The organism is Pedosphaera parvula Ellin514, assembly GCF_000172555.1.
Lineage (GTDB): Bacteria > Verrucomicrobiota > Verrucomicrobiia > Limisphaerales > Pedosphaeraceae > Pedosphaera.
Window position 1 is genome coordinate 222,619 of sequence record NZ_ABOX02000002.1, and the last position, 14,707, is coordinate 237,325.

6 protein-coding genes are annotated in these 14,707 nt (G+C 52.8%); all 6 read left to right on the forward strand.

Annotated elements, in window-relative coordinates:
- Positions 1-81: 81 nt before the first annotated feature.
- On the forward strand, positions 82-4,839 hold the full coding sequence (locus tag CFLAV_RS33620; protein ID WP_160164452.1) for an apiosidase-like domain-containing protein: 4,758 nt from the start codon (positions 82-84) through the stop codon (positions 4,837-4,839).
- 159 nt (positions 4,840-4,998) lie between these two features.
- Positions 4,999-7,449, forward strand: a complete 2,451-nt coding sequence (locus CFLAV_RS02090; protein ID WP_040546500.1) for a helicase C-terminal domain-containing protein — start codon at positions 4,999-5,001, stop codon at positions 7,447-7,449.
- Positions 7,450-7,768: 319 nt separating this feature from the next.
- Complete coding sequence (locus tag CFLAV_RS02095) at positions 7,769-11,434, forward strand: sensor histidine kinase (protein ID WP_160164453.1); 3,666 nt, start codon at positions 7,769-7,771, stop codon at positions 11,432-11,434.
- An 87-nt stretch (positions 11,435-11,521) separates the two neighbouring features.
- Positions 11,522-12,148, forward strand: coding sequence for a response regulator (locus tag CFLAV_RS02100; protein ID WP_040546602.1), 627 nt, complete (start codon positions 11,522-11,524; stop codon positions 12,146-12,148).
- Positions 12,149-12,262: 114 nt separating this feature from the next.
- Positions 12,263-13,618, forward strand: coding sequence for a CBM20 domain-containing protein (locus CFLAV_RS02105; RefSeq protein ID WP_007412949.1), 1,356 nt, complete (start codon positions 12,263-12,265; stop codon positions 13,616-13,618).
- 73 nt (positions 13,619-13,691) lie between these two features.
- Entirely contained in the window at positions 13,692-14,534 is an 843-nt protein-coding gene (locus tag CFLAV_RS02110; protein ID WP_040546501.1) for a type II secretion system protein, read from the forward strand.
- Positions 14,535-14,707: the final 173 nt, after the last annotated feature.

Here is a 14,707-nt window from a genome sequence, read left to right on the forward strand (position 1 = left end):
CCACCTCAAAACTTCAATAAATGACATGCATTTTGGTGATTGTTATGGATGGATGACAGCAGTCATTATCCACTCAAACCTATGTCCAAAATAAATCCAAACAAAACCTGGTGGAGTCAACTTGTGCTCGTTTGGTTTCTCGGTTTTGGATTGCCATTCTGGACGATGGCGGCAGATGCGGGTTTGACGACGAGTGCGAATGTCATGGTTGAAGTATCGTTTACCGCAAACCGTACTTACAGCGATCCATTCAACGAAGTAACGCTTGATGTCACTTTCATCGATCCAAAAGGGCAGGAGTTGCGCGTGCCGGCATTTTGGGCGGGAAAAAATGTTTGGAAAGTGCGCTATGCGTCGCCGGTAGTCGGAACCCACAGTTTTCAGAGCGAGTGCTCGGAGGCGGGAGACAAGGGGCTGCATGGCATTCGGGGTAAAGTCGAAGTAAAGCCTTACTCTGGGCAGAATCTTCTTTATGTGCATGGTCCGATTCGGGTGGCGGCCAATCATCGATTCTTTGAACACGCGGATGGGACGCCGTTTTTCTGGTTGGGGGACACGTGGTGGATGGGACTCTCAGGCCGGTTGCATTGGCCGGAGGATTTTCAAAAGCTGACGGCCGATCGGAAGGCGAAAGGATTCAATGTGATCCAACTGGTCGCGGGGCTTTTTCCAGACATGCATCCATTCGATCCGCGTGGAGCCAACGAGGCTGGTTACCCGTGGGAAACCAATTATACGAGGATTCGCCCGGAGTATTTTGATGCAGCAGATAAGAGAATGATGCATTTGGTGGATCAGGGTTTTACGCCATGTATTGTGGGAGCATGGGGTTATTTTCTACCGTTGATGGGAGTGGACAAAGCCAGGGCGCATTGGCGTTATCTTATCGCACGGTACGGCGCGTTGCCGGTGGTTTGGTGCACGGCGGGCGAGGCGAACCTGCCCTGGTATCTGGCCAAAGGTTTTCCTTACGATGATCGAAAACAGGTGAAAGGTTGGACTGAAGTCACTCGTTACATGCGCGCAACTGATCCTTTTCACCGGCCCATAACGATTCATCCAACGGGGATCGGGAGGCTGAGTGCGCGCCATGCGATGGATGATCTTTCGCTGATTGACATCGATATGCTGCAAACCCCACATGGGCAGCGTGACGCCGTGGCGCCAACGGTGCATACCATGCGCGAATCGTATGCGGACAAGCCGGTGATGCCGGTGATTAATGGCGAAGCCAGCTTTGAGATGTTGAGTGACAGTCTGCCAACTGAATGGACGCGCCGGATGTTTTGGTTGTGTCTCATGAATGGCGCAGCAGGGCACACTTACGGAGCGAACGGCATCTGGCAGGTGAACCGTCGTGGCGATCCGCATGGTCCATCACCGCATCATAACGGCGGTAACGGCTACGGCGTAATTCCGTGGGATGACGCGATGAATTTGCCCGGCTCGGGGCAAGTTGCGTTTGGCAAGAAGTTGCTTGAACAGTATCCGTGGCAACAGTTCCGTCCACATCCAGAGTGGGCGGCATTTGCCAATAAGGCTTCCCTGAGCTTTGAAGGTTGCCGGTGGATTTGGTTTCCAGAAGGTAATCCCGCCCAGGATGCACCGGCGGAAAAACGGTTTTTTCGTAAGAGCTTTGTGTTGCCCGAGGGCAAGGTTGTAAAGAGCGCCCAACTGCGTGTCTCTGCTGACGATCAATTTATTGCGCGACTGAACGGGAAAGAGGTCGGCGCTTCCAATAGCGGAGCTGAGACCTGGAGGGTCGGGAAGCAATTCAATGACTTTTCGAACTGGTTGAAAACGGGCACCAACGTGCTTGCGATCATGGCGCAAAATATGCCGGCCACAGGAGCCAATCCCGCCGGGTTGATTGGCCGTTTGGAGATACGGTTTACCGATGGTGAGTTGTTGACGGTTGTTTCGGACGACACATGGCATTCCATGAAGAGTGAAGTTGCAGGGTGGGATGCCACCGGCTTTGACGATAGGATGTGCGAGCGGGCTAAAGTGGTCGCGAAATACGGAGATTCGCCGTGGGGGAATCTTGATCCGTTGAATAACGACGATGTTTTCGGTCCGCAATCCGCGGGTGTTCCCGGAGTTGTAAGAATCATTTATGTGCCGGATTGCGAATCCATCGTAGTGAAGAACCTGGGACGGGACGCCGAATATGCTGCGACGTACTTCGACCCGGTTGATGGCACGAAGACTCAGGCCACACCTGTCCGTGCTGACAATACGGGTTCGTGGATCTGCCCCCCGCCCGGTGGAGTGGCTCACGATTGGGTTTTGATCCTTGAAGGAAAGTCAAAAGGAGATGCGTCTTATTCAAAGCAGAAAGCAGGTATCTCGAATACGCGTCAACTGACTCTTGCGAATGACCAACTCGCCTGGTATTTCGATTGGAATGATGGCCATCTCAGCAGCAGATACTTTGAGAATAAGCTTTCGCATCACCGGTTCGGTTTGTCTGGTGTCCAGGAACTCTCGTTGAATTTTTCGGCGTCCCTGGACAGTGTGGCGCAGCCGTTCGTTCGTCTGACCGATTTCCAAGTTGAAGGGGCGCAGTTGGCTGATTCGCATCATGCCATATTTAAACTGCGTAGTCCATCGTTGGCGGTGGAAGCTGATGTCCATTTCGAACTCGATGGACCGACCCGCCGCAAATGGGTGGAAGTGACGAACAAGACCGGTAAGGAACTGCTGCTCCTCGATGTCGAACTTGATGATTTCACAACGGATGGAATCGCTTCGGGTGGAGGCGAGGGCGCACCGGTGTTTGTGGAAGGAGAGTTCTTTGCCGCCATTGAGCATCCAGCGGGCGTAAACCAAGGTGACAAAGGCCGCGTTCAACTCGCGCATTATCCCGGACGTCGATTGGCACCGGACGCGAGTTTCCGCAGTCATGTTGCGCTCGTGAGTGTGGCCAAGGCGGGGCAGGCAGAAGAGCATTTTGTCTCGTACATCCAGGCGAAGAGTCTTCGGCCAAAGAAGGCGATTTCTGTCTATACGCCATTTGGGATTAACAATCTTTGGGGTGGGTGTCCGGCTCTGGACGACGAGCAAACTCTCGACGTCTTGAGTGTGTTGGAAAAATGGCAGAAAAAGGGAATGCGCTTCGACTATTTTACCCTCGATACCGGCTGGGTGGATCCGACATCGGATCTGACGCGGTTCCGCCCCACCTGTTACCCGAATGGTCCGGGAAAAATCGTGGACCGCGTCACGGGATTAAACATGAAATTCGGACTTTGGTTTGCGACCAGTTGGGGCGCGCAATCGGCATGGGATTATCCTCCTGCATTTCCCGATGGTCATCCGCCTGGGTTACCGTGGCGCGAGGGATACCCGATTACAAGGGAAGGAATCACCTTTTGCCTGGGGACAGAGCAATATCATGGAATGTTAAAAAAGGCGGTGCTCTATCACATCAAGGAAAATCACCTCCGGCTGTTGAAGTTTGATGGCGGCGATTACTTTTGCGACCATGCCGAGCACGGGCATTTGCCAGGTAAGTATTCGGTCGAGCCGAGGTTTGCGAATCTGATAGACATCGCGAACTGCGCTCGCGAGGCCGCGCCGGATGTTTTTATCATGTGGTATTGGGGATTGCGTTCGCCGTTCTGGGCGCTGTATGGTGATATGCTTTTTGAGTCCGGGTTGCACATGGAAGGCTCGGCCACCAGTTCTTTTCCCACGCTTTACTATCGCGATTCCGTTTCGCTGGCGCAGGATCAAAACGCGCAATATGCCAAAACCATTCCGCCCATCGTCAAGGACAGCCTAGGGGTCTGGCTGGCGGATGATCGCTGGGGAAATTTCATGGGCAAAGAGCGTTGGCGGGAGGCGCTGGTGATGGATCTGGGGCGGGGGAATTTATTTCTCCCGAATCTCTGGGGCGACCTTTACTTGCTGAACGATGAGGATATAAGTTTCATGGCGCGGATCACGGCCCTCGCCAAAAAGCACGAGTCGATGATGCTTCACCGTCGGAACATTTTGGGCGATCCCTTCCGAAACGAAGTTTATGGTTACGCTTATGGTCAGGGTGCGCACGGTTTGCTCTTTCTAAATAATGATCATTTCGCCTCACGCCGTGCGGAACTGCGGCTCGACGCCAGTATTGGGATTGAAGCGAAGCCAGGGACAACGCTTCATGTCGTTTCGCATTTTCCCAACCAGACTCGGCTGCTCCGGCCTGATGGTAAGCCGTTCAAGGTGGGCGATTCACTTGGGATGTGGTTGCGGCCTTTTGAATTTTTGATGTTGGAAGTGACGCCGGATGGAAAGGAAGGGAAGGGCCTGCCCACACGGTCCATTACAAGGCAGCAGGCTGCCGATCTCGGTGTGTTGCTAACCTTGAAGCCGCAGCCGCTGGATGCGCGGATGGATATTCGTTTTGCGGATGCCAATCAATTTGAGGGACAAAAATTCAAGAAGAAGGTTTATGCTTTTGAAACCACGCTACCGGCGTTGGAGGGAGATCAACCAATTCTTGCAGTTGCCATTCGTCTGCGGAAAGGCGGAGCGGAGTGGCGTTATGCGCCTACTGTTGTTCGGGTCGTGCAGGCATTGGCACGGATTGGGGACCAGAATGTCCAAATGGTTCCCGTCCCAGACAGTCGCCAGTATGGCAATACACAAGCCGAAGGTTGTTCGTGGGTAGTCTACAAGGTCCGCCTTAGTTCCAAGTGGTCGCATACGCAATTAAAAATCGCAGTGCAGGCCTATCTCCCTGATGGAGTGGAAGCAGAAATTGAGTCATGGGTCGTAAAACGCTGGTGGCAGGAGGACGCGCGTCCCGCAAGCGATGGATATTTTACAGATGAACCGTCGTGATGAATTGGTCGCGCCCCTGATAAGGTGGCAAGTTGGAGACGCCGCCGTTCCCTTGGCACTTCAATCACCTACGACGATGGAACCATATGATCGAGTTTCGCCGGCATATTTCAGTTGCGTCACGCGGGATGTGAAATGAAAATGGGAGTAGTGGCAGCAATGAGTAAGCCGGTTTTTTCAGTTCGGGTGCGTGACCTGGTCCAGTTTAGTTTGCGCAGTGGCAATCTGGGCGGAGAACGAGATTTCGTGGGTTCTGATCGTGCCCTGGCAGGCACGCGTGGTCATCATAAGATACAACGATCACGGCCATCCGGATATCAAAAGGAAGTGCCTGTTTCGTACGATATAGAGACGAACGATCTCATTTTGCGCATTCGTGGACGCATTGATGATTTATTCGTGAACAGCAGGGAAGTGTTGCTTGAAGAGATAAAAACCATCCAGGGAACGTGGGATCGCACCGCAGATCCCTTGCACTGGGCTCAAGCAAAAATCTACGCCTTCATTTACGCTCATGAGCAGGCTTTAAAACATATTAACATTCAGTTGACCTATCTGAATTTGGACACGGATGAGGTGACAGAATTGCGTGAGGTTTTTTCGTTTTCAAATTTATCCTTATTCTTTGAGGCTGTCGCCACAGTTTACGTGGAATGGATTCAGGAACGCTTCCAGTGGTGCCGGGAACGGGACCGGTCCATTCAAGCACTGGCATTTCCATTTTCAAATTATCGTACTGGCCAGCGCGAGATCGCGGTAGCCGCTTACAAAATAATGGCCCGCGGTGGCAGACTGTTCATCGAAGCGCCCACGGGGATTGGCAAGACTATTTCCGTTATTTTCCCGGCCATAAAGGCCATGGCCGAACGAAAGTTGGAGCGCATCTTCTACCTGACCGCCCGAACCATAGGTCGTGCAGTGGCGGAAAAGGCATTTGCCGATCTGCGAGGAAAGGGCCTGCAACTTCGAGTCGTAACACTCACCGCCAGGGAGAAACTCTGTATTCGAGACGGGAAAGCTTGTGAGTTGAGCACCTGCCCCTTGGCTCAGGGTTACTATGATCGCTATAAACCGGCGATGCGCGAGGCCTTGGGACGACAAGAGATTAACCGTCGGGTTTTGGAGGAGGTGGCTCAAAGGCATCAAGTGTGTCCTTTTGAGTTGTCCCTGGATATCTCTTCCTGGGTGGATGGGATCATTTGTGATTACAATTATGTTTTTGATCCCAAAGTCTATCTTCGGCGCCACTTTGCAGATGAAGCGGGTGATTTTGCCTTTCTGGTTGATGAAGCCCACAACCTCGTGGACCGCGCCCGGGAAATGTTCTCCGCTGACATCAACACACGTGAGCTTGTGGAGGTCAAACAAGCGATCAAGCGGGAGGTGCCCGGCTGTGCCAAGGCAATCACACGGCTAAACGTCGGGATAAAGAAACTTATTGGCAAGGTTGGTGCGGAAGCAGAGAGCTCAGCGGATTTCCCGGATGAGATGGATTTGTTCTCGGCTGGAGCAGTTACCAAAACTAAAAACATTCCATCGGCCACTACTCGCACACTCCCGCAAGCAAGGGGGGACATGGGCATTTTTAAGGAATTTCCCTCATCCCTGACAATGCTCGTGGAGGACGTGCTGGAGACGGCTGAAACGTGGCTGACAAGGAATGAGGCTGCGGAGTTTCGTGACGACCTGCTTCAGCTTTACTTCCGTCTCCTTTCATTCCGGCGCACGGCTGAACTTTACGACGAACGTTACGTCACCCTGGTGGAAGCCGCGGAGTCTGTGCGGGTGCGTCTCTTTTGCCTGGATCCTTCTTTCCTGCTCCAGCAGGCATTGTCACGTGGAAAAGCCGCTGTCTTTTTTTCCGCCACTCTAACGCCCATTAACTACTACCGCGAATTGCTGGGCGGCAACCAGGAAGATCCGGTTTTACAGTTGAACTCGCCTTTCGACTCTGAACATTTGGCACTGCTGGTGCACGGGCGCATTCGCACGGATTTTAAAGCTCGCAGGCAAACTCTCTCAGAAGTGGTCCACGCGATTGCCACCCTCGTGCAGGAGCGTTCTGGCAATTATCTCGTTTACTTTCCTTCGTTCTTGTACTTAAACGCCGTGCTCGAACTGTTTCAGTCGCTCTATCCGACGGTGCCGGTTCTCACCCAGCGTCCTGGCATGGCCGAATCTGAGCGAGAAACGTTTTTAGCGGCATTCTCTGTCGAGCACGGTCAAACATTGGTAGGGTTCGCCGTTTTAGGCGGCATCTTTGGCGAGGGGATTGATTTGGTTGGAGACCGGCTTATCGGGGCGGTGATCATCGGTGTGGGGTTGCCACAATTGTGCGCGGAACGGGATCTTATTCGTGACTATTTTCAAGAAAAGACGGGCGCAGGATTTGACTATGCCTATACATTTCCAGGCATGAACCGTGTCTTGCAGGCTACCGGCCGTGTGATCCGCTCGGAGACCGACCGTGGAATTGTCCTGCTCATAGACTCGCGTTTTGATGAGTGGCGGTATCGAAAACTTTTCCCGAAATGGTGGCATCGCAAACAAATTGGAAATGAACACCAGCTTCGCGAAGCGGTCCAGGACTTTTGGCGCTCAGTTTCTTAAAGCGAATCATTTGGTTGACGGCTATAATTTATCAGCCGGCATGACCTGAACACTTTGCAGGCCATTTTTAGCCATGAGGAGTAATGGACTCTGAAAGATTCTCTGGTGCGGAGAATCATTGCCGTTGCAACAATGGCCAGGAAACAAAACAGGCTGTTCAGAGACTGTTCCTTGCTTGTCTTCAGGCTTAGCTTCGTGCAAGATTGGGGTAATGCCCCGTTACTCTTTCAGCCAAACCTTAGGCGGTTGGTTGTATTTGGCGCCCTCCAGACAAAGGGGTTTTGCCAAGATCCTCTCGAGTTGGCAGCTGCTGATCAGAATGGCACTGGGCTTTGCCGTGCCCGCACGTGCTGCGATTCTTTGGAGCGACTTGGGGGCGACGTTGGCGCATGAATCTGGCGTGGGTGATGACATTCTCGGCGGCGCCGTCAAACGCAGCAACTCCTCAAGCGATGCGCTTTATTTTAAATTTCACATAGATCCGCTTTCGGATGTAGCCACGGAGGAGTATTTTGCAGCCTTCCAACTTTTCGCGGGTGACAAGGAAGGACTGGCAGTGGGCAACTCCTTGAAAGCCTGGGGTTATAGCGCGTTTAATGCGGCTCAGACCGGTGAGTCCAACAAGGTTTTTGGAGATTGCGATTTGCATTCCTCTCGACTCGAGGCCTCCGGTGCCGTGGGAACCTTTTTGCCTTATGAGCTTCCCCGACGGGGAATTGAAAACACCATCGTCTTCAAGGTGCAGTACGTACCTGGCAGTAATGATCTGGTGACAGTCTGGATGAACCCGGATCTTGGCCCTGGTGCGAGCGAGGCAAGCCAATTGGCAAGTTCGACGACCTTTCTCCAAGCGGACGCTTCATTCGATCAAATCCATCTTAGACATGGGGGCGGCGGCGGCGGTTGGACTTTTAGTGACATGGCCATCGCTACTTCATTCAGCGATTTTGTAACGGCCAGCGGCATCGAATCGGAGGCGGCACCATTCGACACCCCGCATGACATGCTACCGTTTAGCTTCCGATCCTGGCAGAGAGAACAAGGATTGCCGCAGAATTCGGTGCGTGCACTAGCCCAGACGCGTGATGGGTATATCTGGGTAGGCAGTGATGGCGGAGTGGCACGTTTCGATGGCTTGCGTTTTGTTTCCTTTGGCCTGCGAGAGGGATTAGGCAGTGGACCGGTGCGCACGCTCTTCGGAGATACTCGCGGGACACTTTGGATTGGAAGTGCGGGCGGGGGACTAACCTCCTATCGAGACGGACAATTTACTACTTTTACCATCCGGGATGGTCTGCCTGCCGACTCCATTACAGCGTTAGCTGAGGATAGTCAGGGGCGTCTTTGGGTGGGCACCGAAGCGGGGTTGGTGCTCTGGCAGGACAATCGACCAGTATCTTTAAGCGGGATCGAGGAATTCAAGGGGAGGGCGGTTACCACGCTTTTCAAAGACCGGCATGGCACCATGTGGCTGGGAGCCAGAGGCGTGGGTATTTTTCGCCTTTTGAATGGGCAGCTTGCACACTATTCCGATCCATCAATGGAAAGCCTGCTTCAAGATCCTCATTGTCTGCTGGTGGACCGAGCCGGCAGAGTTTGGATTGGGGTGGGCGATGACTTGGTGCTCTGTCAAGACGGTGACCAGTGGCGGCGCTACAGAATTCCCCGTCATCTGACTAGGCCGTACGTAAGTGCCTTGGCAGAGGAACCAGACGGAACAGTTTGGGCCGGATCGGTGAGCGAGGGTTTATTTCGATTCAAGGATGGAAAGCTGACGACAGTTACCGCCAGCAGTGGGCTTTCAGACAATTTGGTTGAATCTTTGCTGATCGATCGCGAGGGAAAGCTATGGGTGGGCACGGGTGCTGGATTGAACCGATTGCGAACCAAGAAGTTTTCCTCCTTCGGGCCAGGTGAAGGATTAGGATATGGCGCAGTACAAGGTCTGGCAGAGGTTGCGCCAGGTGTGATATGGGCGGGCAAGCCCGGGGATGGATTGTATCGATGGGAAGGGAGAAACTTCAGCCGCATCACCCCGGCAGGTCTGCCTCGGAAGGATCCTCAGGCGAACTCTCTGCTGCTCGCTGGGGACGGAAGTTGCTGGGTTGGAGGAGAACAGGGCTTAGTACATTTTAAAAAGCCTAACTTGCCAGCAGAGGCAGCAGGACCGCCAGCTCTCGCAAAGCTGAACATCAGCGCGTTAGCTGAGGACGGTTCAGGAGGGGTGTGGGTGGGAACGCACGAGGGAGAACTTTGGCACCAAATCAAAGGTAGATGGCTGCCGCAGACCAATCTCATACTGGGACATGCCATTACTGCGATTGTGCCGGATAAGAAAGGGCTGACGTGGATTGCAACGGAAGGAGAGGGACTTTATCAATACAGCACCCTCGTGCAGGCGCATTATGATAAGAGCAGCGGTTTGTTAAGTGACTTTATCCGCACACTCTACCTGGACGCCGAAGGCGCACTTTGGATTGGCACAGCGGGAGGCGGTTTGAGCCGCATGCGCAACGGGATTACCGCAACCTTCACGACGCGTGAGGGATTGTCTGAAAATACAATTTCACAAATTCTTGAAGACGATGAGGGGCGACTTTGGCTGGGCGGCAACCGTGGCATTGCCGCCGTAAGCAAACATGAACTTGATGAATTGGCAGCCGGGAAAATTTCTGCTGTTTATCCACAGGCCTATGGACGGGCCGAAGGCATGTTGTCTGAGGAATGCACCGGGGGTTTTTTTCCAGCGGGGTTGAAGACCAAGTCCGGCTTGTTGTGGTTCTCAACTTCGAAAGGAATAGTCGTAGTAGATCCGCGCCCCCGACCGACAGGTTCACCTTCGCCGTCGACTGTAATCGAGGAAGTGTTACTGGACGGCGTGGTTGGGGCCGAATTCCGGAGTTCAGTTCATGGAGTTGATGGTGGCGCAGGAAATTCCCGGGAAAAGGAACAGGAGATTTTGCGAATCCCGCCTGGCAAACACCGGCTCGAACTTCGATATACGGGACTTAGTTTTAATGCACCGGAGCGGGTGCGATTTCGATATAGGCTCGCAGGACTGGACCCTGATTGGATGGATGCCGGGACGCGGCGCACAGCATTTTACAGTTATGTTCCGCCGGGTGATTACTCATTTCGAGTCAAGGCGTGCAACAGTGATGGGGTTTGGGACGCGACCGGGGCCGGTCTTGGGTTGAAGGTATCACCTCACTTTTGGCAGACGTGGTGGTTTATGGGGATTTCGGCCATAGGACTTTTGGGTGCCGTGGGCGGTGTGGCCCGAGTCGCTGAAAAGAGAAAACTGCAACGTCGTCTGGCAAATCTGGAACAGGAGCGAACCTTGCAACGAGAGCGGGAGCGAATAGCACAGGATTTGCACGATGATTTAGGATCCTCGCTTGCGCGCATATCATTGCTGAGCGGCCTGGCAAAGGCCGATAAGGATCATCCGATCCAGCTTGAGACACATGTGAACAAAATTGCACAATCAGCCAACGAAACGGTGAAGGCATTGGAGGAAATCGTTTGGGCAGTGAGGCCGGATAGCGACTCATTACAAAGTCTGGTAGAGTATATTGCGCACTTTGCCAACGAATTATTCGAAGATGGCAATGCGCGCTGTCGCCTTGATTTGCCACACAACCTGCCGACGGTTCCCATGCCGCCGGAAGTCAGGCACAATATTTTTCTGGTTGTGAAGGAAGTGCTGACCAATTCCTTTAAGCATGCCTGCGCGAAGGAAATTAGAGTGCGAGCCAAGGCATCATCGAATTCACTTGAAATTGTAATGCAAGATGATGGCAAAGGTTTTGATGTGGCTGCGCTGTCCGGACTGGAAAAGAGGAATGGTTTGACAAATATGCGCCAGCGCACTCTTTCCGTCGGCGGAAATTTGGCGGTTAAAAGCGAAATTGGAAAGGGGACGATGGTCACATTGTCAGTGAATTGTCGCCCCGAAACGGTAACAAAGATAATCAGGGAATGATCCAGACACCTCGCACATTCATGCGGTTGCCACGAGGCATGAAATTTTGTGAATTAATGTCGCATGCACGCCAACCCTGCAGAAGAAATGCAAATTAAAGTCGCAATTGTGGAAGACGATGAAGGAATTCGGTTAAGTCTCGCGACGCTCATCCGTCGCGCTCCGGCGCTCCGGCTCGTGGGCGATCATGCCGACGGAGAAACGGCTCTAAAAGAGATTCCTCGACAGCTTCCTGACGTGGTTCTCATGGACATAAACCTGCCGGGCATGAATGGAGTGGAATGCGTTCGTCAATTGAAAGGGGTTGTTCCTTCGGTGCAGTTTTTGATGCTAACGGTTTATGAAGATAGCGAATCACTTTTCAATTCCCTCAAAGTCGGGGCCAGCGGCTACCTGCTGAAACGTACTGCCACCTCGCGGTTGATTGAGGCAATATTCGATGTTCACGCGGGAGGCTCCCCCATGACTCCGCAACTTGCCCGGCGTGTAGTTCAGTTTTTCTCGAAACCCACTGGCGACACCTCACCGGTGGCTCGATTGACTCCTGGGGAAAAGGAATTTCTTGATCAGCTGGCAGCCGGTTATGCCTACAAGGAAATCGCCGAGCGCATGAGGATCAGCATCGATACAGTGCGGAGCTATGTACGGACAGTTTATGAGAAGCTGCACGTGCACTCCCGAACAGAAGCGGTGGTGAAATACTTGAAGGGCTGATTGGCTCTCCTTTGCAACGATGCGGGACTACCGCATATACATGCGGTATCTTTCCCCCGGCGAGACTAGTAAGCTCTAAGAGTTCACCCATAAAAGTTGACAGAAATGAACTCTATGAATTCATCGTTTATAACCAAAGCCCAGCGCCAGGGGCTCTGGGCCGGCGTACTGCTTGGCACAGCTCTGGCAGCACAGGCGCAAGTCGATGTGACCTTCCAGGTAGACATGACGGCGCAGGTCGTCCAGGGAAAGTTCAGTAATGGGACAGACACTGTGGAAGCGAGAGGCTCCTTTCAAGGCTGGACCGGAGGGTTTTCTTTGACCAACAGTCCCGGCGATTCCAATATTTATACCGGTACTTATACGGTTACCGATGCCGCTGCCACAGTCGAGGAGTATAAATTCGTGGTTGATGGTGGAAATGGTCTGTTAGGCTGGGAAAGTCCCTCCAGCACAGGGGGGAACAATCGTCAGTTTACTCTGACGACCAATGGAACCACGCAAACGCTTCCAGTTGTCCTCTTTAATGATCAGCCAGTTCCGTCCAGTACCAATAATGTCACCTTCCAAGTTGACATGACGGTGCAAGTCTTGAAGAACAATTTCGTTAACGGAGTTGACACGATTGAAGCCCGCGGTTCCTTTCAAGGGTGGACTGGAGGATTCCCTTTGACCAACAATGCCAGCGGTGCGAACACCAATCTCTACACGGGTACTTATCCGGTTTCCGATGCGGGCGGGACGGTCGAACAGTACAAGTTTATAGTGGATGGTGGAAATGGAAATCTGGGTTGGGAAAACCCTGCGAGCACCAGCGGCAATAATCGTTCCTTCACCCTGGCATCGGCCACGGCGCAAACGCTGCCGGTGGTTTACTTCAATGACCTAGCTTTGAGCGATGTTCTAGCCGCGGACACTCTGGTAACTTTTAGTGTCAACATGACGAATGCAGTTGGCACTGACGCGCATGCGTTCGATCCCGGCTCGGACAGTGTTTATTTGAATGGTGTCTATAATGGTATCCCAGGATCGTTCTGGGGTTGGGGCCTGTTCCCGCCAGTGCCGGCCATGACAAATAATCCACCCAGCCTGATTTACTCGACTCAGGTGTTGATCCCTGCGGGCAGCCCATTATCAGTCATTTATAAATACGGAATTAATGGTGCTGACAACGAAGCTGGCTTTGCACAAAACCATCTTCGCTACGTCCGCACAACCGGCACTTATGTCATGCCTGTGGATACATTCGCCAACCAGCTTGCCGAACCCTCCTTCGGTAATTTGAATGCAGGAGCCGTGTCAGCGGGCCATGTTCCTGTCACGTGGTTGGGCAGGCAGGGCGTGCAACTACAGACCAGAACCAGTCTAACCGAAGGCTCATGGGTTGCTCATCCCGAAACTGATGGGCTCAGCTCGACCAACTGGCCTACTGCTGGAGGAGTGCTGTTTTTCAGATTGGTGAAGCCTTGAGATTGATTTAGCAGGTCTCAACAAACCTGCCCGACCGGACAGCATTTGTCCGGCCGGGCGGATGGATAAAAATATGTTTTCAGTTTTTTTTAAACGGAGGTCGGTAACGAGCCTTCCCAAGGCGGCTTTTACCCTGATTGAACTTCTGGTCGTGATTGCCATTATTGCCATTCTGGCGGGCTTATTGCTTCCCGCCCTGGCCAAGGCAAAGCAGAAGGCACAGGCGGTTGCCTGCATGAACAACAACAAGCAGCTCGGTCTGGCCTGGATGATGTATGCCAACGACAACGGTGACACTTTGGCGATAAGCTCTGATCAATCGACTGCATTCAATGGTACTCCTTCCTGGGTCGAGGGAATTTTGAGTTGGGATGCCAACAACACTCAAAATACAAACACGCTGTATCTTACCGATGAGAGAGCATCAACCCTGGCTCCATACACCAGCAAAAGTACCAAGGTTTACTGGTGTCCGACCGATACCTATCTATCCTCTGCGCAACGCGCCAAAGGCTGGCCGAACCGAGTTCGGAGTGTCTCCATGAATGCGGCGATGGGTGACGGTGTCAAATATAATTTTGGTTGGGGCACCTTCTTCTTCGCCAGGAAGATGAGCGAGTTGACGACACCTGGTCCCTCACAAAGTTACGTCTTCACTGATGAACACCCTGATAGTATCGATGACGAGCTGCTTTACACCAATCCCGCTTACACCAATGGTACAGGTGTGTTTACGGAGCTGCCTGCCAGTGACCACAACGGTGCCTGCGGAATGAGTTACGCCGATGGACACTCGGAAATCCACAAGTGGGTGGATGCGACCACCGTTCATCCGGTCAGATATACGACAGTGAACCAGGTGAGTGTTTCAAACAACAAGGATTTGGCCTGGCTCGCAGCCCATACCCCGCGTTGAAACGTCAACGTCTGGAGGATTTTGAGGGCCGTCATCTGCGCTCAACCGCAGCCTTCCACCTTCTACCGGAGGGAAATTTCCAACTTTCTTAATCAAACAATCTTTTTGAGGGGCGATGCATCGTTCAGTCGGGCTTGAGATTCGCCTTGAGATGTGGGTTAAATTTTGTTCCA

Bases quoted from the DNA above. Each gene is read 5' to 3' on its own strand.
- CFLAV_RS33620 (WP_160164452.1), top strand. From the start codon at position 82: ATGTCCAAAATAAATCCAAACAAAACCTGGTGGAGTCAACTTGTGCTC.
- CFLAV_RS02090 (WP_040546500.1), top strand. From the start codon at position 4,999: ATGAGTAAGCCGGTTTTTTCAGTTCGGGTGCGTGACCTGGTCCAGTTT.
- CFLAV_RS02095 (WP_160164453.1), top strand. From the start codon at position 7,769: ATGGCACTGGGCTTTGCCGTGCCCGCACGTGCTGCGATTCTTTGGAGC.
- CFLAV_RS02100 (WP_040546602.1), top strand. From the start codon at position 11,522: ATGCAAATTAAAGTCGCAATTGTGGAAGACGATGAAGGAATTCGGTTA.
- CFLAV_RS02105 (WP_007412949.1), top strand. From the start codon at position 12,263: ATGAATTCATCGTTTATAACCAAAGCCCAGCGCCAGGGGCTCTGGGCC.
- CFLAV_RS02110 (WP_040546501.1), top strand. From the start codon at position 13,692: ATGTTTTCAGTTTTTTTTAAACGGAGGTCGGTAACGAGCCTTCCCAAG.